Source organism: Cellvibrio fibrivorans (assembly GCF_031457055.1).
Taxonomy (GTDB): domain Bacteria; phylum Pseudomonadota; class Gammaproteobacteria; order Pseudomonadales; family Cellvibrionaceae; genus Cellvibrio; species Cellvibrio fibrivorans.
On the sequence record NZ_JAVDVX010000005.1, the window covers coordinates 404,378 to 429,695 of the forward strand.

The 25,318-nt window shown below is 48.5% G+C and carries 25 protein-coding genes and 1 tRNA gene; 24 read left to right on the forward strand and 2 right to left on the reverse strand.

Annotated features, from left to right (window positions below):
* The first annotated feature begins 20 nt into the window (after positions 1 to 20).
* The 13 genes from J2X05_RS15025 to J2X05_RS15085 all read left to right on the forward strand — a co-directional run bounded on the left by J2X05_RS15025 (position 21) and on the right by J2X05_RS15085 (position 12,897).
* Positions 21 to 2,435: a PepSY domain-containing protein gene (locus J2X05_RS15025; protein ID WP_310073844.1), complete on the forward strand. Its 2,415-nt coding sequence runs from the start codon at positions 21 to 23 to the stop codon at positions 2,433 to 2,435.
* Between the two features lie 160 nt (positions 2,436 to 2,595).
* Positions 2,596 to 3,603, forward strand: a complete 1,008-nt coding sequence (locus J2X05_RS15030; protein ID WP_310073847.1) for a lipid A deacylase LpxR family protein — start codon at positions 2,596 to 2,598, stop codon at positions 3,601 to 3,603.
* A gap of 80 nt (positions 3,604 to 3,683) precedes the next feature.
* A complete protein-coding gene (locus J2X05_RS15035) occupies positions 3,684 to 4,085 on the forward strand; it encodes a hypothetical protein (protein ID WP_310073849.1) in 402 nt (133 codons plus the stop codon).
* A 139-nt stretch (positions 4,086 to 4,224) separates the two neighbouring features.
* Entirely contained in the window at positions 4,225 to 6,150 is a 1,926-nt protein-coding gene (gene thrS, locus J2X05_RS15040) for a threonine--tRNA ligase (protein WP_310073852.1), read from the forward strand.
* Positions 6,151 to 6,224: 74 nt separating this feature from the next.
* Positions 6,225 to 6,773 carry a translation initiation factor IF-3 gene (gene infC, locus J2X05_RS15045; RefSeq protein ID WP_081489679.1) on the forward strand — a complete coding sequence of 183 codons (549 nt, stop codon included), beginning with the start codon at positions 6,225 to 6,227 and terminating at the stop codon, positions 6,771 to 6,773.
* 61 nt (positions 6,774 to 6,834) lie between these two features.
* A complete protein-coding gene (gene rpmI, locus J2X05_RS15050; RefSeq protein WP_310073855.1) occupies positions 6,835 to 7,032 on the forward strand; it encodes a 50S ribosomal protein L35 in 198 nt (65 codons plus the stop codon).
* Between the two features lie 35 nt (positions 7,033 to 7,067).
* A complete protein-coding gene (gene rplT, locus J2X05_RS15055; RefSeq protein WP_133685253.1) occupies positions 7,068 to 7,427 on the forward strand; it encodes a 50S ribosomal protein L20 in 360 nt (119 codons plus the stop codon).
* 208 nt (positions 7,428 to 7,635) lie between these two features.
* Positions 7,636 to 8,649: a phenylalanine--tRNA ligase subunit alpha gene (gene pheS, locus J2X05_RS15060; protein ID WP_310073862.1), complete on the forward strand. Its 1,014-nt coding sequence runs from the start codon at positions 7,636 to 7,638 to the stop codon at positions 8,647 to 8,649.
* 15 nt (positions 8,650 to 8,664) lie between these two features.
* On the forward strand, positions 8,665 to 11,058 hold the full coding sequence (gene pheT, locus J2X05_RS15065) for a phenylalanine--tRNA ligase subunit beta (RefSeq protein WP_310073865.1): 2,394 nt from the start codon (positions 8,665 to 8,667) through the stop codon (positions 11,056 to 11,058).
* 12 nt (positions 11,059 to 11,070) lie between these two features.
* Complete coding sequence (gene ihfA / locus J2X05_RS15070; RefSeq protein WP_007642205.1) at positions 11,071 to 11,379, forward strand: integration host factor subunit alpha; 309 nt, start codon at positions 11,071 to 11,073, stop codon at positions 11,377 to 11,379.
* Positions 11,360 to 11,719 carry a MerR family transcriptional regulator gene (locus J2X05_RS15075; protein ID WP_310073876.1) on the forward strand — a complete coding sequence of 120 codons (360 nt, stop codon included), beginning with the start codon at positions 11,360 to 11,362 and terminating at the stop codon, positions 11,717 to 11,719. The genes ihfA and J2X05_RS15075 overlap by 20 nt, the downstream gene beginning before the upstream one ends.
* Before the next feature lie 156 nt (positions 11,720 to 11,875).
* Positions 11,876 to 11,952, forward strand: a tRNA-Pro gene (locus tag J2X05_RS15080).
* A 195-nt stretch (positions 11,953 to 12,147) separates the two neighbouring features.
* Entirely contained in the window at positions 12,148 to 12,897 is a 750-nt protein-coding gene (locus J2X05_RS15085) for a SapC family protein (RefSeq protein ID WP_310073878.1), read from the forward strand.
* Between the two features lie 103 nt (positions 12,898 to 13,000).
* Here the strand turns inward: J2X05_RS15085 and J2X05_RS15090 are convergent, their stop codons facing one another.
* Complete coding sequence (locus tag J2X05_RS15090) at positions 13,001 to 13,318, reverse strand: HPF/RaiA family ribosome-associated protein (RefSeq protein WP_374725280.1); 318 nt, start codon at positions 13,316 to 13,318, stop codon at positions 13,001 to 13,003.
* 311 nt (positions 13,319 to 13,629) lie between these two features.
* Here J2X05_RS15090 and J2X05_RS15095 point away from each other — a divergent pair, with 311 nt between their 5' ends.
* A complete protein-coding gene (locus J2X05_RS15095) occupies positions 13,630 to 14,553 on the forward strand; it encodes a TIGR01777 family oxidoreductase (RefSeq protein ID WP_310073881.1) in 924 nt (307 codons plus the stop codon).
* Between the two features lie 141 nt (positions 14,554 to 14,694).
* Complete coding sequence (locus tag J2X05_RS15100; RefSeq protein WP_310073884.1) at positions 14,695 to 15,165, forward strand: Hsp20 family protein; 471 nt, start codon at positions 14,695 to 14,697, stop codon at positions 15,163 to 15,165.
* Between the two features lie 78 nt (positions 15,166 to 15,243).
* On the opposite strand, the gene J2X05_RS15105 is transcribed toward J2X05_RS15100, so the two are convergent.
* A complete protein-coding gene (locus J2X05_RS15105) occupies positions 15,244 to 16,248 on the reverse strand; it encodes a GlxA family transcriptional regulator (RefSeq protein WP_310073887.1) in 1,005 nt (334 codons plus the stop codon).
* 136 nt (positions 16,249 to 16,384) lie between these two features.
* On the opposite strand from J2X05_RS15105, the gene J2X05_RS15110 reads away from it, so the two are divergent.
* From J2X05_RS15110 to thrC, 9 genes are all read left to right on the forward strand, one after another.
* Entirely contained in the window at positions 16,385 to 18,292 is a 1,908-nt protein-coding gene (locus J2X05_RS15110; protein WP_310073892.1) for a beta-ketoacyl synthase, read from the forward strand.
* Between the two features lie 214 nt (positions 18,293 to 18,506).
* Positions 18,507 to 18,755 carry a 30S ribosomal protein S16 gene (gene rpsP, locus J2X05_RS15115; RefSeq protein WP_133685243.1) on the forward strand — a complete coding sequence of 83 codons (249 nt, stop codon included), beginning with the start codon at positions 18,507 to 18,509 and terminating at the stop codon, positions 18,753 to 18,755.
* A 28-nt stretch (positions 18,756 to 18,783) separates the two neighbouring features.
* Positions 18,784 to 19,320: a ribosome maturation factor RimM gene (rimM, locus tag J2X05_RS15120; RefSeq protein ID WP_310073899.1), complete on the forward strand. Its 537-nt coding sequence runs from the start codon at positions 18,784 to 18,786 to the stop codon at positions 19,318 to 19,320.
* A gap of 58 nt (positions 19,321 to 19,378) precedes the next feature.
* Entirely contained in the window at positions 19,379 to 20,152 is a 774-nt protein-coding gene (gene trmD / locus J2X05_RS15125; protein WP_310073902.1) for a tRNA (guanosine(37)-N1)-methyltransferase TrmD, read from the forward strand.
* Positions 20,153 to 20,156: 4 nt separating this feature from the next.
* Positions 20,157 to 20,513, forward strand: a complete 357-nt coding sequence (rplS, locus tag J2X05_RS15130; RefSeq protein ID WP_255321701.1) for a 50S ribosomal protein L19 — start codon at positions 20,157 to 20,159, stop codon at positions 20,511 to 20,513.
* Positions 20,514 to 20,655: 142 nt separating this feature from the next.
* Positions 20,656 to 21,582: a site-specific tyrosine recombinase XerD gene (gene xerD / locus J2X05_RS15135; RefSeq protein ID WP_310073905.1), complete on the forward strand. Its 927-nt coding sequence runs from the start codon at positions 20,656 to 20,658 to the stop codon at positions 21,580 to 21,582.
* A 70-nt stretch (positions 21,583 to 21,652) separates the two neighbouring features.
* A complete protein-coding gene (locus J2X05_RS15140; protein ID WP_310073907.1) occupies positions 21,653 to 22,450 on the forward strand; it encodes a DsbC family protein in 798 nt (265 codons plus the stop codon).
* Positions 22,451 to 22,595: 145 nt separating this feature from the next.
* On the forward strand, positions 22,596 to 23,900 hold the full coding sequence (locus J2X05_RS15145; RefSeq protein WP_310073908.1) for a homoserine dehydrogenase: 1,305 nt from the start codon (positions 22,596 to 22,598) through the stop codon (positions 23,898 to 23,900).
* 19 nt (positions 23,901 to 23,919) lie between these two features.
* Positions 23,920 to 25,317, forward strand: coding sequence for a threonine synthase (thrC, locus tag J2X05_RS15150; protein WP_310073910.1), 1,398 nt, complete (start codon positions 23,920 to 23,922; stop codon positions 25,315 to 25,317).
* Position 25,318 lies beyond the last annotated feature (1 nt).

Here is a 25,318-nt window from a genome sequence, read left to right on the forward strand (position 1 = left end):
TACTGGCATGGGGACATAAAGTGCGCAACGTTTTATTCCAGATTCACTGGTTCTTGGGGATTACTGCCGGCGTGGTGCTGGCAGTTGTGGGTCTCACTGGTGGTTTGATGAGTTTTGAGCGGCAGATAATGGATGCTATCAGTCCATCCATTGTGCGTGTAGAAGTGCGTGGTGAACGTTTAACACCGGATGCCATTGCTGAGCGTTTTCGCGCGCAGCGCGATGGTGCACGTGTTGAGCAAATCACACTCTGGCCTGAAGCAGATCGCAGTGCATTGATTCGTGTTGCGCCGCCGCCGGGTGAGCGTCGTGGTGAGGCTGTTTATATCAATCCTTACAGCGGTGAATTGCTGGGAAAGATAAACGGCGAGCAATTTTTTCGCACTGTGCGTTCTTTGCATCGTTGGCTATTAATTCCATCGGAAGAGGGCGGTATTAATATCGGCCGCCAAATCACCGGTTTCAGTGCGTTTGCATTAGTGTTTTTTGCGCTATCGGGGCTGTATTTGCGTTGGCCACGCCGCGCGCTCAACTGGCGTAACTGGTTTCGTATTGATTTCAGTTTGAAAGGGCGAAATTTTTACTGGGCATTGCATTCGGTGATAGGTACCTGGATGATCCTGATGTATTTGCTGATGGCGTTAACCGGTCTGACCTGGTCTTACAGCTGGTTTAAAAATGGTGCGTCAATCGCATTAACGGGTGAGCCAGTGCAAGAGCGGCGCGGTGGCCCTGGCGGTCCAGGTGGTCCAGGTGGGCGCGAAGGTCGTGGCGGTATGGGCAATATGCAGCAAGAACATTCAGCTCCAATTTCTGTTGATCTTGCATGGGCAACTTTTGCAACGGAAGCAGCTAATAATTTTAAATTTGCGAGCATCAGTTTTCCGCGTTCTGAAAAAGATCCGGTGATGATTAACTATGTCACTCCCGATGCGACTAATGATCGTCAACGTAGTTCCATGACCATCAATGCAGCATCTGGCGAACTGATAAGTGATCAACCTTATAAGCCACTGGAGCCACTGGGTAAGCGAATCATGCAAGGTATTTATGAATTGCATACCGGTGAATGGTTTGGTACGCCGGGTTTGATTATCAATATGACTGCATCGCTATTGATGCCATTATTTACTATCACCGGTTTCCTTTTATATTTCGATCGTCGCAAGAAAAAGCGCAAAAGTAAGACTGCTGCGGCCGGAATTTCCAATGCACATACTGATGCGGATTACTGGGTTGTGTACGCAAGCCAAACAGGTACTGCAGAGCAACTTGCATGGAATACGGCCACGATTTTGCAATCTGGTGGTATTAAGGCGAGCGTAAAAAATATTGCAGCTTTGGATAAGAGTACACTCGAATCGGCGAAAAAAATGTTGTTCCTGGTATCGACCTTTGGTGAAGGTGAAGCACCGGATTCTGCACGCGGATTTGCCCGGAAATTGTTGAAGTCATCACTTGGTTTAAGTCAATTGCAATTCGCTGTGCTAGGGCTGGGCGATAAACGTTACAGCGATTATTGCGCGTTTGCGGAGCAAGTTGAAAACTGGTTACAAGCCAGTGGTGCCAAACCCTTGTTTGCTCGCATCAATGTCGATAATGGCAATGAGCAAGCGATAAACGCCTGGCAAAAAACCATTGCCGATATCAGTGGTGTAGCAAATGTTCCTGCCTTTGCAGCGCCTGAATACGAAGAATGGCGTTTGCAAAAACGGCAACTGATTAATGAAGGTAGCCTTGGTACGGGAATTTACTGTGTGAGTTTGCAGCCGCAGAAACCCGGTACTGCTCATTGGCAAGCAGGCGATATCCTTGAAATTAAACCGCAGAATAATCCCGCTTTACCACATCGCGAATATTCCATTGCGTCTTTGGCAACCGATGGTCGATTGGATTTGGTAGTGCGCCAGACATTTGCTGAAAATGGCGAGCTTGGTTTGGGCTCTGGCTGGTTGACTGCCACTGCGGAAGAAAACGGTGTAGTGCTTGCGCGCATTCGCTCCAATCCTTCTTTCCATGCGCCCTTAACAAATTGTCCGATGATTTTGATTGGAGCGGGTACGGGCATTGCTGGTTTGCGAGCGCATTTACATGAGCGTTACATTAAGGACGTGCAACAAAACTGGTTGATATTTGGTGAACGTCAGCGCAGTAAGGACCGTCTCTTTGCATCTGAGCTCGATGCTTGGCAGCAATCGGGTTTCCTCACCGAACTGGATGAAGTCTATTCACGCGATGGTGATGGCTATGTTCAGAATGTGTTGAGATCCAAGCAACAGCAATTGTGCGAGTGGCTGGATCGCGGTGCCGCTATTTATGTGTGCGGCGGTGTAGCCATGGGCACCGGTGTGCATCATGCGCTAGTTGAAATCCTGGGCGAAAATGATCTGCAACAATTGATCGAAACCCATCGTTATCGCCGCGACGTTTATTGATTAGTGGTATCAATCGCAGCTGACAAAAAAGCCCTCTACCGTGAGGGCTTTTTTTTATCCGTTCCCTATCCCACAGAAGGAAAGGTTTAAAACAACTAGGATTGCCGGATATTTGCAAATCCATACCTCAAAAAATCGTTGTTATTGAAGGGAGACGTTAATGAAAACCACGGTTGCAGTATTGTTTGGTGAATCATCGATCATGGCGCGCAGCCTATTATTCGGTGCGATGATTTTTGGTAGCCAGCCTGTTGTCGCCGAACTTAATTGGATCTCGGCGAGTTGGGATAATGATGTTATGGCAGGCAAAGATGGAGGAGGCTATACCAACGGGATCTATTTTTCCTGGCGCCAGCGCAATGAAACAGGCGAGGACTTTACCAAGCCGCCGCTACTGACATTACCTTTGGCATGGATGCTCGAAGATGATCCTACCTACACTTATAAAGTGCATTCCATTGGGCAGGCAATGGTGACTCCTGATGATATTACGAAAGAGATTCCCGATCCTGCTGATGCACCCTACGCGGGCTTACTCTATTGGCGTGCTTCGTATGTGGTGGTTAAAGATGATTTTGCCGATCATGTTGCGACCTTGGTGGGCATTGTGGGGCCGTCGTCTGGTGCTGAGGAGGTGCAGAAATTCGTCCATAAAGTCGTAGATGCCGACAAGCCCAGAGGCTGGGACTATCAACTCGATGATGAATTTGTCTGGCAGTTACAGCGTACTGCGGTGTGGCGTTTCTCGACGGAAGATTCAAGTCCGGTTGACGCGGTGTTGTTAGCAGATGTTGCGGTTGGGAATCTGGAATCGCTCGCAGGTGCAGGAGTTTTCTTGCGTGTCGGCAGCGACCTCGCACGGAGCTATTCAACGATGGGTTTTTTATCCAGCCGCATCAGCACACCCATTGCTGCTTCTGAAGGTTGGTATGCCTATCTGGGAGGAACAGGCAATTATGTGCACAACCAAATTCTGGTTGACGGTAATGAGTTTGGTAGAACGGCATCTAAAGGTCTGGAGCATTATCAATATTCGTTAATGGCCGGTTTTACCTATGCATGGGAGCGTGCAAGCATTGGTTTGTCCTACCAGTCGGATACTGAGCCAAACAAAAGCCAAACTGCCAGAAAGAATTTTGGAGCTATCACCTTAGCCTTGCGAATCTAAAATTATCGAGTCAAATACTGGAAATGGCATTTTTTGTGCTGTATGCCTGATGTCTTGATAATTTTACGGTTCTGGTTGATATGTTTTTTATCCTTTCTTATTTTGCCCGGCTGCAACCAGGCAAAATGATTCTCTGGTATTACCTGATCTGGTATTTCGTTACTGTCTATTTCCATTTTGATCCCAATCCCAAAATCTGGATTAATGCGCTGGGAATCAGTGTGGTGATTGGTATTGCCTTGATGTTGAGTGTCAGCAATGGCCAATCGCCCTTCGCAAATCCCTGGCAAACATTCCGGCTATTCTGGATGCCTTTTGCAGTATCGAGTTTTTCATCGCTTATCAAAGGGCAGGGGTATACGGTGATTTTTTCGCCTCACTTACGCGAAGTATTAATCGCCTTGGCTGCCTGTTTGCTGTTCACGCTATTCGTTGCGGCACTTAAATGGCGCAAACGCAGACTGATCTTGTCATCCCGCTAAGGTTGCCTCGGCTCCTCAAGCTCCCCTATACTCGCCGGCCCGCACAATCGTAGGTGTGGGATTTGGCTTTTCCATACTTGTTTACTCTCTTAAAATCACGTGACCTTTCGTAGGGGTCACCACTGAAAAAGGATACATCATGCCTGTTATTACTCTCCCCGACGGTTCCAAACGTCCGTTCGATAATCCCGTTTCCGTCTATGAAGTTGCTGCGTCTATCGGCGCTGGTTTGGCTAAAGCTACCCTTGGTGGCCGCGTTAACGGCCAGCGTGTTGATGCACATGACCTGATCACTGAAGATGCGGATCTGGTGATTTTCACTCCGAAAGACGAAGACGGTCTGGAAATTATTCGCCACTCCTGTGCGCACTTGCTCGGCCATGCGATTAAACAACTGTTTCCCGATGTGAAAATGGCTATTGGCCCAACCATCGATAACGGTTTTTATTACGACATCGACCTTGAGCAGAAGCTGACCGACGAGGACATCGCCCGTCTGGAAGCGCGCATGCTGGAATTGGCTAAAACCGAATACGACGTAGTGAAAAAGAAAGTCAGCTGGCAAGAAGCCTATGACGTTTTCACAGCGCGCGGCGAGACTTACAAGCTGGAAATCCTGGACCGCGACGTGCCTAAAAATGCAACGCCGGGTCTATATCACCACGAAGAATACGTTGACATGTGTCGTGGTCCGCACGTGCCCAACATGCGTTTCTGCCTGAACTTTAAATTGATGCGTACTTCTGGCGCCTACTGGCGCGGCGACTCCAACAATAAAATGTTGCAGCGCATCTACGGCACCGCGTTTGCGGATGCCAAGCAACTTAAAGCCTATTTGAATCTGCTGGAAGAAGCAGCTAAACGCGACCATCGCAAACTGGCGAAGAAATTTGATTTGTTCCACCTGCAAGATGAAGCACCGGGCATGGTGTTCTGGCATCCCAAAGGTTGGACGCTGTGGCAACAGATCGAACAGTACATGCGTGCCAAGCAAAACGAGTGGGGCTATCAGGAAGTCAGAACGCCGCTGATTATGGATCGCACCCTATGGGAAAAATCCGGCCACTGGGAAAACTATCGCGACAACATGTTTACAACTGAGTCGGAAAAACGTGACTTTGCGGTCAAGCCGATGAATTGTCCCGGCCATATCCAGATTTTCAACCACGGCCTGCGTTCGCACAAAGATTTGCCGTTGCGTTTGGCGGAATTTGGTTCCTGCCATCGCAATGAAGCGTCAGGTGCGTTGCACGGCATTATGCGTGTGCGCGGTTTTGTGCAGGATGATGCGCATATCTTTTGTACCGAAGAACAGGTGGTCGGTGAAGTTGCCTCTTTTAACCAGATGCTCAAGTCTATCTATGACGACTTCGGTTTTACCGATATCGCGGTAAAACTCTCTTTGCGTCCAGAAAAATACGCCGGCACCCTGGAAACCTGGAATAAGGCGGAAGAGGGGTTGCGCACAGCGCTGCGGGCTGCTGGTCTGGAATGGGAAGAGTTGCCAGGTGAGGGTGCGTTTTACGGTCCGAAGATCGAATACCAGATTAAGGATGCGCTGGGCCGTTCATGGCAGTGCGGCACTATCCAACTTGACTATGTACTGCCCGAGCGTCTGGATGCGGAATATGTCGCTGAAGATAATGTGCGCAAGCGTCCGGTGATGCTGCATCGTGCTATCCTCGGCTCCTTCGAAAGGTTCCTCGGAATCCTGATCGAACATTACGAAGGGTCTTTCCCGGTGTGGTTGGCGCCAGCCCAGGTTGCGGTCATGAATATCACCGATAACCAGGCTGATTACGTCAAATTAGTGGAAAAAACCCTGCGCGAAAAAGGCATTCGTGTAATTCCGGACTTGAGAAACGAGAAGATCGGCTTTAAAATCCGCGAGCACACAATTCAGCGGGTACCCTACCTGCTCGTCATTGGCGATAAAGAAGTTGAAAATCAATCACTTGCGATTCGCACAAGGGACGGACAAGATTTGGGTGTAATGAATCTGGAAGCTTTCATCGCGCACTTGACCGCCGATATAGCGCGTCGAGGTCGAAATATTTCTGTTTAAAAGAAAGTTTTTTGACTAAATGACAGCTAAAGCGAAAAAAGATTTGTTCTTATTAATTTATTGGAGATACAACTATCAAACGAGATAACGCTCCCGCGGCCAAAGGCAATTCTAAGAAAGCGCGGATCAACGATCAGATCGAAGCCAAGCAGGTTCGTTTAATCAACGCAGAGGGTGAGCAGGTCGGCATAGTCGCACTGAGCGATGCACTGGCTCAGGCGCAAGCCGCTACTCTTGACCTGGTGGAGATCGTTGCTGATAGCGATCCAATAGTCTGCAAGATTATGGATTACGGCAAGCATCTGTTTGAAATCAAGAAAACCAAAGCCGCTGCTAAAAAGAAACAAAAGCAGCAGCTGGTGAAGGAAATGAAGTTTCGCCCAGGGACGGAGGAAGCAGATTATCAGGTCAAGTTAAAGGCTCTGATGCGCTTCCTGGAGCATGGGGATAAGGCCAAGGTAACGTTAAAGTTCCGTGGCCGCGAGCTCGCCCACCAGGAGCTGGGGATGGAAATGATGCAGCGCATCGAGACCGACCTTGCTGAGATGGGTACCGTTGAGCAGGCTGCCAAGATGGAAGGTAAGCAGCTCACTATGGTCATCGCCCCCAAAAAGAGAAAATAGTCGGGCTTTTAGCTGCCTTGATTATTAATATTATTTACCTAAATGTGTGGAGTTTTATCACATGGCAACTAAAGCTAAAGTACACAGTGGCGCGTCAAAGCGCTTCAAAAAGACTGGCGCAGGTTACAAGTTCAAACACGCTAACAAGAGCCACATCCTGACCAAAATGACCACCAAACGTAAGCGCCAACTGCGCGGCACCAGCATCGTTGATGCTGTTGACGTACCACGCGTGAAACGTTTGTTCCGTGCTAATTAATCAGCGCTAATTGCGAATTTTGAGAGGATAGAAATATGGCCCGTGTTAAGCGTGGTGTAGAGGCGCGTCGTCGTCACAAGAAAGTATTAAAAGCTGCTAAAGGTTACTACGGTGCACGTTCGCGTACATTCCGTGTTGCCAAGCAAGCGGTTATCAAAGCTGGTCAATATGCTTACCGCGATCGTCGCGTTAAAAAGCGTAATTTCCGTGCTCTGTGGATTACTCGTATCAATGCCCAATCTCGCGCTGAAGGCTTGTCTTACAGCCAATTGATTGCTGGCTTGAAAAAGGCGAGCATCGTTCTCGACCGTCGTGTACTGGCTGATCTGGCTGTGTACGACAAAGCGGCATTTGCTGCTGTTGTTGCGAAGGCTAAATCAGCTCTGGCTGCTTAATCGTCCAACAACCTGAAGCCCGCAAGGGCTTTTGTGAACGCGATGAAAGGGGAGAGCTTTAGGGTTCTTCCCTTTTTTTATGTTCAGGATGAACGGTATACCGCGGGTGCATGGATGCACAGGAGCGGTCTCTTTCCGGCGAAGTTATGCGCTTGAAAACTCTAATCTAGTCCTACTCATAGTTGACCTATTCAAACTGGAAAAGCAGATGGAAAATCTCGCTGCGCTTACCCAAGAAGCGCTCAAACTCGTTGCCGATGCTCAAGATCTGACTGCGCTCGATGCAGTGCGTGTGAATTATTTAGGCAAAAATGGCAGCATCACCGCGTTGATGAAAACGCTGGGTAAATTATCGGCGGAGGAGCGTCCTGCTGCTGGTGCTGAAATCAATAAGGCCAAAGATGCCGTGCAAGACTCACTCAATGCGCGCAAAGAATTGTTAGAGCAGGCCGCGATCAATGCCAAGCTCGCCAGTGAAGTAGTTGATGTAACCTTGCCTGGTCGCGGTCAGCACACCGGTGGTTTGCATCCAGTAACCCGTACATTGCAGCGCATCGAAGAGATCTTTGCGGCGGTCGGTTATAGCGTCGAAGTGGGTCCTGAAATCGAAGATGACTACCACAACTTCGAAGCGCTCAATATTCCCTCCCATCACCCTGCACGGGCGATGCACGATACCTTCTACGTGGATGATACCCACGTATTGCGCACCCACACATCACCAGTGCAAGTGCGCACTATGGAAAACAAGCAGCCACCGATTCGGGTTATCTGCCCTGGCCGCGTTTATCGCTGCGATTCAGACGTAACTCACTCGCCGATGTTCCATCAGGTCGAGGGGTTGGTGGTCGATAAAAATATCAGTTTTGCCGATCTTAAAGGCACCATGGATCAATTCCTGAAAGCATTCTTCGAGGCCGATGTCCCCGTGCGTTTCCGCCCGTCATATTTCCCGTTTACCGAGCCATCGGCCGAGATGGATATCCAATGTACCCAATGCCGTGGCAAAGGTTGCCGTATGTGCAAAAACACCGGTTGGTTGGAAGTGGGTGGGTGCGGCATGGTGCATCCGGAAGTGTTCAAGTCCAGCGGTGTTGATCCCGAGACTTACACCGGTTTTGCATTCGGCATGGGCGTAGAGCGTTTGGCGATGTTGCGTTATGGCGTGAACGACCTGCGTTTGTTCTTTGAGAACGATTTGCGCTTCTTGAAACAGTTTTAACGGAATGAATGAAATATGAAAATCAGTGAATCCTGGCTGCGCGAGTGGGTTAATCCAGCCATAGGTACCGATGAATTAGTTGCCCAGCTGACCATGGCTGGTTTGGAAGTGGATGCGGTTGAGTGTGTCGCAGGCGATTTTACCGGCGTAATTGTGGGTGAAATTGTTGGCTGCGAACAGCATCCAGACGCTGACAAGCTGCGTGTTTGTCAGGTTGCCGGTTTGCCCGATGGCCTGAGTCAAGTCGTATGCGGTGCAGCTAATGCACGCGTTGGGATCAAAATCCCTTTTGCCACTATAGGTGCGCAATTACCGGGTGCCTCTCAAACAGAAGAAAAGTGGCAGATTAAAAAAGCGAAGCTGCGCGGTGTTGAATCCTTTGGCATGCTCTGCGGCCAAACCGAGCTTAAAGCGGGTGATGATGACACTGGTTTGTGGGAGTTATCTGCCGATGCTCCAGTGGGTGTGAATCTGCGTGAGTATTTGAATCTTGATGACAAGTTGATCGAAGTCGATTTGACTCCGAATCGCAGCGACTGCCTGAGTGTAAAAGGCATTGCGCGCGAAGTAGGGGTGTTGAATCGTGCTCCGGTCAAGGCGCCAGCTATTGCTCCTGTTGCCGCGAGTATTGATGACAGTTTCCCTGTGTGTCTGGAAGCTGGTGCTGCGTGTAGCCGCTACGTAGGTCGCGTGATTCGCAATATAGATATCACTCGCCCAAGTCCCGCATGGTTGCAGGATAAATTAGTCCGTTCAGGTTTGCGCAGTATTGATGCGGTAGTAGATGTTACTAACTACGTGCTGCTCGAATTAGGCCAGCCCATGCATGCGTTTGATTTGTCCAAACTCAGTAGTGCAATTCATGTGCGTCTGGCGCAGCAGGGTGAATCTGTCCAGTTGCTGGATGGGCAAGAGATCAAACTCAATGCCGACACCATGGTGATCGCCGACCAGCAAAAAGTCTTGGCGGTTGCGGGCATTATGGGCGGTAAGGAAAGTGCGGTAAGTGAAGCTACGCGCGATATTTTCCTGGAAAGTGCATTCTTCAATCCGCTGGCGATTGCCGGTCGCGCCCGCTCTTATGGTTTGCATACGGATTCATCGCATCGTTTTGAGCGCGGCGTGGATTACAGCTTGCAGCTGGATGCTATCGAGCGCGCAACCGCATTGCTGCTGGAAATTGTTGGCGGTGAAGCCGGGCCAGTAGTGCATGTCACTAACGAGCATTTGCCACAAGAGCGCCAGGTTAGCTTGCGCAAGGCCCGTATTCTTAGCGGCTTGAGTTTGGAAATGGCCGATGGCGAAGTGGTCGATATTCTTGCCCGATTAGGTCTTTCCCTGTTGTCGCAAAACGCCGAAGGTTGGGTATTTGCGGTCCCAAGTTACCGCTTTGATATTTCCATCGAAGCAGATTTGTTAGAAGAGCTGGCGCGCGTATACGGCTACAACCGCTTGCCAACAAGAAGCCTTGCTGCGCCTTTAGATATAGAGCCGCACCCCGAAGCGAAAATGAGTTTGCCTGCATTGCGCAATCAATTGATCGCGCGTGGATACCAGGAAGCGATTACCTACAGCTTTATCGAGCCAAAACTCTCTGCGTTGTTTGATCCGGAAGTGTCGCCTGTTGTGCTGCGCAATCCGATCAGTGCCGATATGGCGGCCATGCGTACCAGTCTTATGCCCGGTTTGGTCAGCGTGTTGCGCAATAACCTTAATCGCCAGCAGAACCGCGTGCGCTTGTTCGAATCGGGTTTACGTTTTGTCCCTTCGGCTGATGGTCTTAAGCAAGAAGCCATGCTAGCTGGACTTATCTACGGTAGTCGTGCACCTGAGTCCTGGGCAAATGTTGCTGAGGTTGTGGATTTCTTCGACCTCAAAGGCGATTTGGAATCTCTGCTGGCGTTAACCGGCGATGAATCAGCATTTACAGCTAAAGCGGGATCGCATAACGCGTTGCACCCGGGTCAGACGGCCGAGATTTATCGCGATGGCGAGTGGCAGGGCGTTATAGGTGCATTGCATCCGAGCTTGCAGCAGCAGTTGGATATTCCGCAATCCGTTTACTTGTTTGAAGTACGTCTCAGTTCGCTGCTAAAAGCGCAGATTCCTGCGTTTATTTCTTTGTCCAAATTTCCTGAGGTGCGCCGTGATTTGGCACTTTTGGTTGATCGCGATTTGGCGGCTGACAAACTCTTGACGGCGGTCAAGGGGCAGGCAGGCGAACACCTTATCGACTTAAAGGTATTTGACGTATATATGGGCAAAGGTATTGATCCACATAGAAAAAGTGTTGCAATGGGGTTGACCTTTCAGCATCCTTCACGCACTCTTAATGAAGATGAGATCAACGCCTCCATTGACTCGATTGTTCAGTATCTGGGGGTGAATTTTTCCGCTACCCTCAGATAGGGAATAATAACTATGTCGGACGGTGCTCTGACCAAAGCAGATTTGGCCGAGAAACTTTATGAAGATCTCGGACTCAATAAACGGGAAGCCAAAGAATTGGTGGAACTCTTTTTTGAAGAGATCCGCCATGCTTTGGAAAATAACGAGCAGGTCAAACTTTCTGGCTTCGGCAATTTTGAGTTGCGCGATAAAAGCCAGCGTCCGGGTAGAAACCCAAAGACGGGCGAAGAAATTCCTATCAGTGCCCGGCGAGTGGTCACTTTCCGCCCAGGACAAAAACTTAAGGCACGAGTAGAAGCTTATGTTGGAACCGAGTCATAACGACGAACTTCCCGTAATCCCCGGTAAGCGATATTTCACAATTGGTGAAGTCAGTGAATTGTGTGCGGTAAAGCCACATGTGCTGCGCTATTGGGAGCAGGAGTTCCCCCAGTTGAAGCCAGTCAAGCGCAGGGGGAATCGCCGTTATTATCAGCGTCAGGATGTATTAACCATCCGTCAAATTCGCAGTCTGCTTTACGATCAAGGTTTTACCATTGGTGGTGCGCGTCTGCAGATGTCAAGCGAGAGCACTCCGTCCGAGTCGGGTCAGTTAAATCAATTAGTTGTGCGCATGATTGATGACTTGGAGCATCTGCTTGATCTTCTGAAAATTAAATAAGTTTTGCTGACTAAACAACCACTTTTTCAAGTGGTTGTTTGCTTATTGAGCAGTGGTATTAATTCTTAATTCTCTGATTGCATTGGCAATAAATTAAGGTATTATGCCGGTCCTTCGCGATGCGGGATTTGTATTTTGCATCCGTTAGAAAAATGTCGGAGCGTAGCGCAGTCAGGTAGCGCACTATACTGGGGGTGTAGGGGTCGTGGGTTCAAATCCCGCCGTTCCGACCATTTTTACATAAGATTCAACAGCTTAAAAGCCCGCTTTGTCAGCGGGCTTTTTTGTTTCTGCCATTTAGGCCCACCGTAAGGGCAATTAATAGCCTGCTAGTGGCAGGCGCTTGTGAAAGTGCTACCATGCGCCCCTATTTTATTTTCATTCCTGATTTTTCATCCCAAGCCGAGACAATAAATAGAGGTATCCTCGTGGCAAAACAACTCATGATTTATGACAATATTCAACCATTGTCATCCGATATTCATCGCAACTGGTCTGTGCAGGTTGATAATTACTCATTTGTAGCGCATATGATTTCTGCCCCTCTTCTGGCGACAGAAATCCCATTTGCAGCGAGTGAATTTCCGATTGTATTTTCAGCAACAGCGAACGAAGGTGAGTATATTCCTTTGGCGATTATGGGGCTGAAAGAGGGTGAAAACCTGTCGTTGGATGAAAACTTCCAGTTCACTTCACGTTATATCCCTGCATTTATCCGCCGCTACCCATTTGTATTGGGCGGCGATAAGGATGCGGATACCATGGCTCTGTGTATTGACGCCGATAGTAAAACCGTATTGAAAGATGGCAGTAAAGGTCGTCGCTTGTTTGAAGAAAATGGCGAGCAGTCACCACATTTAAAAGAAGTGGTAGAGTTCCTTAAGGATTACCAATACCGCGCTGAAATGACCAAGGTTTTCTGCAAGCGTTTGCATGAGTTAAATTTGCTCGAACCTATGCAGGCGAATATCACCTTTAAAGGCCGCGAAGAATCGAATATGAATTTGATGGGCTTTTATGTAGTCAAACGCGAAAAACTGAAAGCCTTGGGTGATGCAGAAGCCTTGGATTTATTCAAAAAAGACGGTTTGGAATTGATTTATAGCCACATGCAATCACTGGCCAATTTGAATCATTTGATCAGCAAAAAGTCAGCCAAGCTGGGTGTTGCCGGCTAGTAAAGCGATTCGATTCAAAAAGTAAACAGGAGCCGGGATCAGTAATGACCCCCGGCTTCTTCATTTGTGGGAAATGAAATCTTTAGGCGCTTTAGCCTGAGGTTTAACGCGTGTTGCGTTGACGAGCTACCAGCTGTTTAACTTTGCGCTCTGCGCTTGAGAATGCATCGCGAACGGCGACATGAATTGATTCATCATTTTGGGTGATTGCTAAGGGGTGGCCAACGATATCCAGCTCGATAGAGGCGCGGAATTGTTTACCTTTGTGTTTGTGGTGGTGGGGTGTATCAAGAACAACTCGGGAATGAACGATTTGGTCAGTGTAGCGACTGAGCTTTTCGAGCTTCTTGGTGATAATTTCGTTTAGTGCAGCAGATGAGTCAAAATCACGATATACAACGTCGACAGCAGGTTTCATCATATAGCTCCTTAACGTTTATGTTAGGGGGGCTGGGATTCCGCACTGAGTTCCGCGAACAATCCCGACCCTCCTTATCTATATTGATTATCTCCTGCTGAATAGCAAGTTTTTTATTAAAATTTCTTAATAACATTTCGATCTCTTGTTAGTTGTTAATGGCATTAGTGGCCATAAGCGTTAAATTTTTTGTGAAAAATCATTGGCCTTTGATCTGTTTACGCTAGTGTGGAGTAAATGCATTAACTGGATTTAAATCGATGAGATTCTGGTAGCCAATTGATTTGTATCGGCTTTTTTGTGGAGCATTTATTGTGACAAGTGATTCGGTCAAGTCAGGCAGTATTTTGATTACCGGTGGCACAGGATTTGTCGGTCGCCATCTTTGTGATTACTTGCTTGGGCAGGGGTACCAGCTTTGGGTGCTCAGCCGTAACCCTATAGCTGCGCGTAAGTTGCTGGGTGAGAGAGTCAACATTGTCGGAAGTCTGGACGAGTTGGCATCAATCGATTTTACAGCATTGATAAATCTCGCTGGTGAGTCTTTGGCGTCCGCTCGTTGGAGCAATAAATCCAAACAAAAATTCAGGACGAGCCGCGTAGATTTTACCAATAACCTGTTCGATTTTTTTGTCCGTATTGGCCGGTTCCCCAAGATTTTGCTAAGCGCGAGCGCGGTAGGTTTTTATGGAAACTGCGGTGATCGGTTGGTTGATGAGCTGGAGCATGCGGGTAATGATTTTGCGGCGCACCTATGTAGCGATTGGGAGGCAGCTGCGCGGCGGTTTGAAACCTTTGGTGTGCGAGTTTGCAGGATTCGTATTGGGATAGTGCTGGAATGTGACGGTGGTGCGCTCAAGCAAATGCTGCCTGCTTTTCGTTTGGGTTTGGGTGGGCGAATGGGAGCAGGGGAGCATTACATGCCCTGGATTCATCGCCATGATTTGTTGCGGTTGATGATTTTTTTGCTGCAGCACGAGTGTGTCTCAGGTGCAATCAACGCGGTGGCTCCCGAGTCAGTGACCAATCGACAGTTCACTGCTTTGCTTGCCCAATGTTTGCATCGTCCTGCGTTGTTGCCGATGCCGGAGTTCGTCTTGCGTCTATTGTTCGGTGAAATGGCTGATGCATTGTTGTTATCTAGCCAAAGAGTTGTGCCTACAGCAGCACTATCGGCCGGATTTAAATTTGAATACCCTCATATACAACAGGCATTTACTGCCATATTTAACAAATAATTTTTTAATATCCTCTTGAAATAGTTTTGTACATCCCTATCTCATTTGTGTGATGGCTCGGTAGAGGATCACATAACCCTTTAATGACTTGATCGCTTGGATAAGTCGATACTTTATATTGCTCAAATGAGGATATTGAATATGCGTAATTTTGATTTTACTCCGCTGTATCGTTCTGCTATTGGTTTCGATCGTATGGCTAATCTATTGGATAGCCTCTCTCGTGCAGAACAGAATCAGCCCAGTTATCCACCCTACAATATCGAACTGACGGGTGAAGATAAGTACCGAATTACTATGGCCGTTGCCGGGTTTGATCAATCTGAATTAACTCTTGAAGTGAATCAGAATAATCTTACGGTATCTGCTGATAAAGCCGCGGATGATCAGCAGCGTACATACTTGCATCAAGGTATAGCTGCGCGCAGTTTTGAGCGTCGTTTTCAATTAGCTGATCATGTGCAAGTGAAATCGGCGAATTATGAAAATGGATTGCTGCATATCGATTTGCAGCGCGTTATTCCTGAATCCATGAAGCCGCGCACAATTCCTATTGGTGTGCAAACTGCAGAAAAACTGACAGTTGTTCCAGCGAGTGCCGATGCGGCATAATACTAACGGGTATAGTGTCTAACAATAACTCCGATACCAGCCGTATCGGGGTTATTTTTTATTTTTCTTCTGAAACATTTACGTACTGAATAATTTTGCGCGCACAGTATCGCGATAAGCATTCGGTGTTGTGGCTAATGTTCTCTTAAACAGTGCAGTAAAATAACCTGTGTCTTGATAGCCGACTTTGTCGGCGATTTCGCTGATTGATAAGTTGCTGGTTTTTAATAAATCTTTTGCAATGTTGATGCGAATTTCCTGTAAGTAATCCAGTGGTGTTTGCCCCAATGCATTTTTGAAGCGGCGATTGAGTGTGCGCACGCTCATGCTGAATCGAGCAGCAACTTGAGGGAACAAAATATCGCGCTGGTAATTATCCTGCAGCCAAATTTGTATCTGGGTTATGTCTTCATCTGGATGCCGATTTTCTTGCGCCTCGAAAAATCCACTTGTTTCATATGCCTGGCGAATCTCGTGAGAGAAGTGTCGCTCCACGTGGTTTGCAATCGTTTTGCCAAAAAAACGCTGGATAAAGTGCACGGTTAAATCGGCGAGTGAATTGACGCTCGCGGCGCAATACAGGTTGCCCGCTTGGGTAATGAAATATTGCCGCTTAAGATGTACGGCAGCGTAGTCTTTTTGAAACTGGTCGAAGTAATGCCAGTGAGTTGTTGCCGCTTTGCCATCCAGCAATCCTGCTTCTGCCAGAAAACAAACCCCAGTTCCAACGGCACTGATAATGGCGCCGTTTTGATACTGCTCGCGCAACCATTCCAGTGTTGTGCGATGTTGCTGTACAACCGGGCGGGGATTGCGCCATAAACCAGGGATGTAAATCAAATCGCTGGCCGGTTTGCTGGCAATAGTGAGGTCTGGCTGCCACAGCAGTCCGGTTCGGGTAGCGATGGGAGTGCTGCTTAGGCTTATGGTTTTGATATCCAGGGGGCGCTGTTGGTCGCTGGGCAGCATGCTGCGCACTGCGCTTTCGGCGGCAAGCAGCATTTCCATAGGCAGGGTGCTACTGGTGGCGAGCATGCGTTCACAGAGCAGGAAGTGAATGCGGATTGGAGGGTTTTTGCTCATTGGTTGATCGCTTTGACCAGATTGAGGTTTTGTGGCTAATTTACCATTAAGAATGACCAAATCAACAACGACAGGCAGGGTGAATGCTCCTAAACTTCCGTAAATTTTGTCGTCTTTACGATAGTGGGAGTGAGGTATGTCTTTTGCGCGTTTACCCGTGATTGTGGGTTTTGGTGGGTTTAATGCGGCTGGCCGCAGCTCTGGCCATCATGCCTATCGCCGTATGGTGATTGAGAGCCTGCAGCCAAAGGATCGCCAGGAGACTATCGCCGGGTTGGCCGTCATGATGGGATTGGTCAGTTTTGTGGACGATGCCTACCGCGATACCGAAGGTAAGGCCCTTGATCTGGCGGGCATCGAAAACCGTTTTGGCGCGCAAGTATTGGATGGCACTTTGATACGTCGTATTGATAAAACGTTTTTCGATGTCGATGCTGCCCACTGGCAGAAATCGGCGACGCTTGGTGCAGGTGAATCGCCCTTGGTCGTGGAAATGCGCAAGCGCGATTTACCCGAACCTGTCCCTGTAAATTGGCAAGTGGAGGCTATTGATGATGATCGTGTCCGCGTGACCGCCTCGTCGGGTCTTGAGGTCAAGTTCGATAGCTATCGCGACTTGCCAGTAAAATCGGCCGGACAGCTGCCGCGTGGTTTTAATCCAGGCGCACTTTACAACTCTCACTATCATCCGCGTGCTTTGCAGTTGGCGGTCATTGGTGCTTCCGATGCTATTCAGTCCACCGGGTTGGAGTGGCAGGTAGTAATGAACTCAGTAAAGCCGGATCAAATCGGTGTTTATGCTAGTAACGTGATGAGCCAGATGGATGAAAATGGCTTTGGTGGTCTTTTGCAGTCGCGTTTGAAAGGTGGTCGTGTTAGCGCCAAACAGTGTCCGTTGGGCTTGAATACTATGCCTGCGGATTTTGTTAATGCGTACATACTCGGAAGTGTTGGCCAGACAGGGGCGATTACCGGTGCATGTGCGTCATTTCTCTATAACTTGCAGGCGGCGGCAGATGATATCGCCACCGGTAAATGCCGTGTGGCAGTTGTCGGTTGCGCAGAGGCACCGATAGTGCCGGAAATTATCGATGGCTATGCAACTATGGGCGCGCTTGCAAGCGAAGAGAAGCTAAAAAAGCTGGATGGCACGGATGAGGCTGATCCTCGGCGTACCAGCCGTCCTTTTGGTGAGAATGCTGGTTTTACCATGGCGGAGGCCAGTCAGTATGTTGTCCTTATGGATGATGCTTTAGCGATCGAATTGGGTGCAGATGTGCACGGTGCGGTGGGGGATGTGTTTATCAATGCTGATGGATTTAAAAAGTCTATCTCCGCTCCTGGCCCTGGCAATTACATCACTATGGCGAAAGCGGTTGCATCGGCGCGCGCCATTCTGGGTGATGAGTCGATTCAGCAGCGCTCAATGATACAGGCGCACGGTTCCAGCACCCCGCAAAACCGGGTGACTGAATCGCAAATTTTTGACCAGATTGCGCAGGTATTTAATATCAGTGGTTGGCCCGTATCGGCGGTAAAAGCCTATGTAGGGCATTCGTTATCGGCCGCAAGTGGTGAGCAGTTAATCGCAAGCCTGGGTATTTTTAAATACGGCCTTATTCCCGGGATTAAAACCATCAGTAAGGTTGCAGATGATGTGTTTGCTGATCGCCTGCAGATATCTACAAAAGATGAGCTATGCAAGCAACCGCTGGATGTTGCCTTCCTCAATTCCAAAGGCTTTGGTGGAAACAATGCGACTGCCAGTATTTTTGCTCCCCATGTGGTGGAATCCATGTTGGCGCGCCGCTATGGTGATGCGATATTTGCTCGATACAAAGATAAACGTGAACAAGTACGCACGGCTGCATCTACCTATGATCTCGCTGCGTTGCAGGGTAATTTCGCCACCATTTACCATTTTGGTGAAGGCTTGATTGATGAGGCCCTGATCAAAGTGGATCGGGAGCATCTGAGTTTGCCGGGGTTTGCGCAGGCGATAGACCTCACCTTTACCAATCGTTTTGCGGACATGTGTGACTAGATATTGTGGTAAAAAATGCCTCACCCCATAGGTACGGGGGTGAGGTTATCCCGCTTAATGAGTCATTGGCCTATACAAAGGCCAATCTTTCCCTTAAAATGCCGCGCCTTTCGCACAGCTTATTGTGCGACTAACGATTTTTTAAACTTGAAAGTCGATTTTAACCGGGAAGGCTTGTCTTTCCCCCATAAGTAAATACAGGAAGAAGACCTCAATGGTAACTATTCGTCTGTCACGTGGTGGCTCTAAAAAGCGCCCGTTCTATCATCTGACCGTAACCAACAGCCGCAGCGCGCGTAATGGCCGCTTCATCGAGCGTATCGGTTTCTTCAATCCAGTTGCTCGTGGTCAAGAAGAGCGTCTGCGTGTTGATGCTGACCGTCTGCAACACTGGGTTGGCCAAGGTGCACAGTTGTCTGAGCGCGTTGAGCAACTGGTTAAAGAAAGCAAAAAAGCAGCTTAATTGTCTGCGAAAACAGTAAAGGCGCCTGATGTCTGCGGAATCCAATTTAGTTAATGTCGGGCGAATTACCGCTGTTTATGGTGTAAAGGGTTGGGTGAAAGTCCACTCTTACACCGAGCCGCAAGAAAATTTGTTTGAGTACCATCCCTGGTTTTTAAAAACTAAACATGGTGTCAAGCAAATTGAGATAGACGAAGCTCGTCCCCACGGCGATGCTTTTGTTGCACACATCATCGGAGTTGATGACCGCGATTTGGCTGCTCAATACACTGCTGCTGATATTGCTGTAGAGCGCGAACTCCTGCCGGAATTGGATGATGGCGAATACTACTGGAGCCAGCTTGAGGGCTTGGCGGTGTTCACTCAATTTGGTGGTGGGCGTCAGCGTCTTGGAGTGATTTCCAAATTAATGGAAACCGGCGCAAATGATGTGTTGGTTGTCGCTGCAGATGCACAGAGTATTGACCAGCGTGAACGCTTGATACCCTATGTGCCCGAGCAGTTTGTGTTGGCTGTTGATCTTGATGCTGGCGAAATGCTGGTCGATTGGGATCCCGAGTTTTAGTTTTTTAAAACTCAATTTTTTGGCGTAAACGCTGTGAGGCGAGAGGGGTAATCGTCAATTGCTTAAAATTGCGGTTGTTTCCATTTTTCCTGACATGTTTAACGCGATTGCCGGTTTTGGGATAACCAGCCGCGCGATCAAGCAAGGTTTGGTGGAGTTAAAAACAGTAACTCCACGGAATTTTGCCTATGATCGTCATTCAACGGTAGATGACCGGCCATTTGGCGGTGGTCCCGGAATGGTGATGATGGTACAGCCACTGCGCGATGCTATAGCTGCCGCAAAAACCTGGGCGGGTGATGATGCAAAAGTTATCTATCTTTCACCCCAAGGGCGCACGCTGGATCAATCTGGTGTTGTTGAGTTGGCGAGCTACAGCAATATGGTGTTGGTGGCGGGTCGTTACGAAGGTATCGACGAGCGATTGATACAAACTGTTATCGATGAGGAATGGTCCATCGGTGATTACGTGTTAAGTGGCGGTGAGTTGCCAGCAATGGTGCTGATTGACGCAGTAACACGGCTGATTCCGGGTGCCCTTGGGCATGCGCTTTCGGCAGAGCAGGATTCATTTACGGATGGTTTATTGGATTGTCCTCATTACACCCGTCCGGAAGAATTTGAAGGAATGCGTGTGCCGGAGGTATTGGTATCCGGTAATCACGAACTGATTCGGCGCTGGCGCTTGAAACAAGCGTTAGGGCGAACGTGGCTGAGAAGGCCTGATTTATTGCACGCAATAAATTTAACCGAGGAGCAGCAAAAGCTGTTGACGGAATATCGTCGTGACCTTGATACGACAAACTCTAGCTGTGAAGCTATAGACTCTTAGGAGAATATCAATGAGCAACCCAATTATTCAGGCGTTGGAAAACGAACAACTGAAAGCAAACCTCACCGAATTTTCACCAGGCGACACTGTTGTTGTAAACGTGAAAGTAAAAGAAGGTGATCGCGAGCGTGTACAGGCTTACGAAGGTGTTGTAATTGCCATCCGTAATCGTGGTCTTAACTCTGCATTCACTGTGCGTAAAATTTCTCACGGTGTAGGCGTAGAGCGTACTTTCCAAACTCACAGCCCGATGATCGACAGCGTAACCCTGAAGCGTCGTGGTGATGTGCGTCAAGCCAAACTTTACTACCTGCGTGACCTTACTGGTAAGGCTGCTCGTATTAAAGAGAAGCTGGTATAAGATTAAGTCGATATCCGTATCGATTTACAAAAAGCCGAAGTGGGAAACCGCTTCGGCTTTTTGCTTTTATACGCCTCTGCTTTCTGATTGCCTTGCCGGGGTGGAGTCGCTACAGTCGGTTTTTTTATTTCAGGTTGGAATTATGGTTGTTACCAAGCTGTTGGAGTTAACGCCGGTCCCTGCAGATATGCAGCTGATTGCTGAATATCTGGATGCCATCTGGATGGAGAAAGGCTTGAGCGACAATACCCAGGAGTCCTACAGGCGTGATCTCGCACAGTTTGCTCTCTGGTTAAATCAACAGGGGCAGCAGTTGATAAGTGCTGATTTAGCGCTAATACAGGAATATTTGAATGTGCGTCTGCAGAAAAAGCTATCGAGCCGCACATCGGCACGCTTTCTCTCGTGTGTGCGGGGATTTTATCGCTACCTCCTACGCGAGAACCGTATCAGTGAAAATCCGGTTGCCCTGGTCGATAATCCAAAATTATCTCGTCCGTTACCGAAATCTTTAAGCGAAACTGATGTCGAAGCCCTGCTTGCGGCACCTGATTTGTCTGATCCTATAGGTTTGCGCGATCGCACCATGCTGGAAGTGCTTTATGCCTGCGGCTTGCGCGTCACTGAATTGGTTGAATTGACTATGCCGCAAATTAACCTGCGTCAGAATGTGGTACGGGTGATGGGCAAGGGCAGTAAGGAGCGTTTGATCCCAATGGGGGAAGAGGCTGCAGTATGGTTAGTGCGTTATTTGCGTGAAGCGCGACCTGTGTTGCTGAATAATATGCCGGATGAAGTAGTATTTCCGAGTGCACGTGCCCAACCTATGACCCGCCAGACATTCTGGTATCGGATCAAGCACTGGGCGATGGTGGCGGGGATCAAAAAAGAGTTGTCGCCGCATACATTGCGCCACGCGTTTGCGACCCATTTATTGAATCACGGTGCTGATTTACGTGTGGTACAGTTGCTGCTCGGACACAGCGATTTATCGACGACGCAAATTTATACCCACGTGGCCAAGCTGCGGATGAAACAACAGCACGCACAGCATCATCCGCGCGGCTAGCAGTGATAACCCACGAAATAGTTACCAACTAAAACGACCAACAATTTATAAACCTGTAAGAGATATGACTATGATAAAAACATTAAAAACGCTTGGCTTTATGGCTGCAGCGGGCTTCTCTTTGGCTGCCTTCATGGCTGCTCCCTATGCTGCGGCGCAAGGTGAATTGCTCAAGCGTAAAACCGTAGAAGAAACGATTTTGGAAAATTTGCACAAGGCACGCCCGGACATTAATTTTGGCCAGCCACGCCCTTCCATGATCAAAGGTCTTTATCAGGTTCAGGTTCCCGGCGGCCCAGTTCTGTATGTAACCCCGGAAGGCGATAAATTTATTGCCGGCGAAATTTTTGGTATCGATAGCACTGGCTTCGCCAAGATCGAAGACCCTTACGTTATTGAGGAGCGCAAAAAGGCGCTGGCTAGCCTCGACAGTAAAAACAGCATTAACTTCAAGCCAAAGGGGAAGGCTAAGGCTGTTGTTTATGTCTTCACCGATATCGATTGCGGTTATTGCCGTAAATTGCACAGCCAAATGCACACCTATAACGAAGGTGGGCAACAAAAGCCTGGCTACAACGATTTGGGTATTGAGATTCGCTACCTTGCTTATCCCCGCGCCGGTATTCCCAGTCCATCGGCTGATAAGTTGATTTCTACCTGGTGCGCAAAAGACAAGCAAGATGCCATGACCAAGCTTAAGTCTGACCAAGCTGTGCCTAATGCGACTTGCGATAACCCGGTTGCTGCCCAATTCCAGTTGGGCGGTCAATTAGGAGTGAATGGCACTCCGGCATTGTTCCTGCCGGATGGCAAATTGATGCCAGGATATTTGCCGCCGGAAGATTTGGCAAAAACTCTCGGAATATAAGCTTTCCGGGCGCACCGGCTCACATGGATTGACTTATCCAGCGGTGATTCCAGAGCACAATTGACACTGACGGCCACCATGAGTATGGTGGCCGTCTTTTTTAGTATTGGCGTAAAACACACTTAAATTTGACGAGGAATCCACCTTGAATCCGGTAAGAATAGGTATCTGCGGTCTGGGCACCGTGGGCAGCGGTACAGTTAATATCCTTTCGCGCAATAAGGCGCTGATTGATGCCCGCGCCGGTTGCAATATTTCCATCGTGCAAATTGGTGCGCGTCGTGACAACCCCAATTGCGATACTTCAAGGTACAACGTAACCCGCGATGTGTTCGATGTTGCTAACAATCCGAACGTGGATGTTCTGGTTGAGGTGATGGGCGGTACTACTGTTGCGAAAGACCTTATTCTCAAAGCCATTGAAAATGGCAAACACATTATTACGGCTAACAAGGCGCTAATTGCGCATCATGGCAATGAAATTTTTGCAGCGGCAAAAGCCAAGGGTGTCACTGTTGCATTTGAGGCTGCAGTCGCTGGTGGTATCCCGATTATCAAGGCGATCCGTGAAGGTTTGGCAGCGAACAAGATTGAATGGCTTGCCGGTATTATCAATGGAACCGGCAATTTTATTCTTACTGAAATGCGCGATAAGGGCCGCTCCTTTGCCGATGTATTAGCTGAAGCCCAAGCCTTGGGTTATGCAGAGGCTGATCCTACTTTTGATGTTGAGGGGATAGATGCAGCGCATAAGTTGGTGATTCTCGCCTCGCTCGCATTTGGCATCCCTCTGGAGTTCGATAAAGTTTTTACCGAAGGTATCACCAAAATTGCTGCAGAAGATGTGGTTTACGCAGAAGAGCTCGGTTATCGCATCAAAAACCTGGGCATCGCACGTCGCACCGATAAAGGTATCGAACTGCGCGTTCATCCAACTTTGATCCCTGAGAAGCGTTTGATCGCCAATGTTGATGGTGTGATGAACGCCGTGTTGGTGAAAGGCGATGCTGTAGGCGCAACTATGTATTACGGCGCTGGCGCCGGTGCAGAACCGACGGGTTCATCTATTGTGGGCGATATCGTTGACGTGGCGCGTACGCTGACTGCATCACCTGAGCATCGTGTTCCTTATTTAGGCTTCGGTGCAGATTTTGTTTCTGCGCAGCCAATCCTGCCCATTGAAGATGTGGAAACGGCTAACTATCTACGGATGTCTGCGCAAGACAAGCCGGGTGTGCTGTCAAAAATCGCCACTATCCTGAGTGATTCCGGTATTAGTATTGAAGCGATGATTCAAAAAGAAGCCAAAGATGGCGAATCAACAGTACCGCTGATTTTGTTGACCAATCAAGTGCAAGACAAAAAACTCACCGCTGCCATTCGCAGTATTGAAGCGCTGGATTCAATCACCGGTTCTGTTCAGCGCATCCGTGTTGAAGCATTGAAATAATTTTTTAAAGGTTTGCATCGTGAAATACATCAGCACCCGCGGCCAAGCGCCTGCACTCAGTTTTGAAGAAGTAGTACTCACCGGTCTCGCACCCGATGGCGGTTTGTATGTGCCCGAAACCTTGCCGAAATTTACTAAAGAAGAAATTGCCTCCTGGGCAGGATTGTCTTATCAAGAGCTCGCGTTTAATGTGATGAAACCTTTTATCGCTGGCGCAATTAGCGATGAAGATTTCAAAAAAATTATTGCGGATGCCTACGCGACTTTCCGTCACGATGCGATTGCGCCGTTGGTGCAAACCGGCCACAACGAATGGATTCTGGAATTATTCCAGGGCCCGACGCTCGCGTTTAAAGATTTCGCACTGCAATTTTTAGGTCACTTACTTGATCACTTGTTGAAAAAACGGAACCAAAAAGTCGTTGTGATGGGCGCAACCTCTGGTGATACCGGCTCTGCTGCCATCGAAGGTTGCCGTCGCTGCGATAACATCGATATTTTTATTATGCACCCGAACAATCGTGTGTCGAATGTTCAGCGCCGCCAGATGACCACAGTGCTTGCACCGAATGTATTTAATATTGCATTGGAAGGTAATTTCGATGATTGCCAGAATATGGTGAAAGCCAGCTTCGGTGATCAATCCTTCTTACCGGAAGGCCGCCAGTTGGTTGCAGTAAACTCGATTAACTGGGCGCGTATCATGGCGCAAATCGTGTATTACTTTTATGCCGGTCTTGCACTGGGTGCACCGCATCGTCCAATTGCTTTCTCTGTTCCCACAGGTAACTTCGGTGATATTTTTGCAGGTTATCTTGCCAAACAAATGGGCTTGCCGATTGATCAATTAGTGATTGCTACTAACAGCAACGATATTTTGCATCGCTGTATCAGCAGTAATGATCACAGCAAAAACCAGTTGCAACACACCTTGTCACCGAGTATGGACATTATGGTGTCGAGCAATTTTGAGCGTATGTTGTTTGATTTGTATGACCGCGACGGCAATGCGATTCGCCAGCTGATGGAAGATTTTAAATCCGGCAGCATGACCCTGAAAGAATCTGCTTTGGCGCGCGCCCGCGAATTGTTTACCAGCCATGGTGTGAGCGATGAAGTCACGATTGATGTGATTCGCTCGGTGTTTGACCGCACGGAATATCTGCTCGATCCGCATACCGCAATCGGTGTTGATGCTGCGCGTAAAACTCGCCGCCGTCAGGATATTCCAATGGTCATTCTCGCCACTGCGCATCCGGCAAAATTTCCGGAAGCCGTGCGTAAAGCAGGGCAGGATACAGATCCGGTATTGCCACACCATATGCAGGATTTGTTTGAGCGCGAAGAGCGTTACACCGTATTGCCACAAGATCTGGCAAAGGTACAGCAGTTCGTTGCGGCGAATGTGCGCAAGTAAC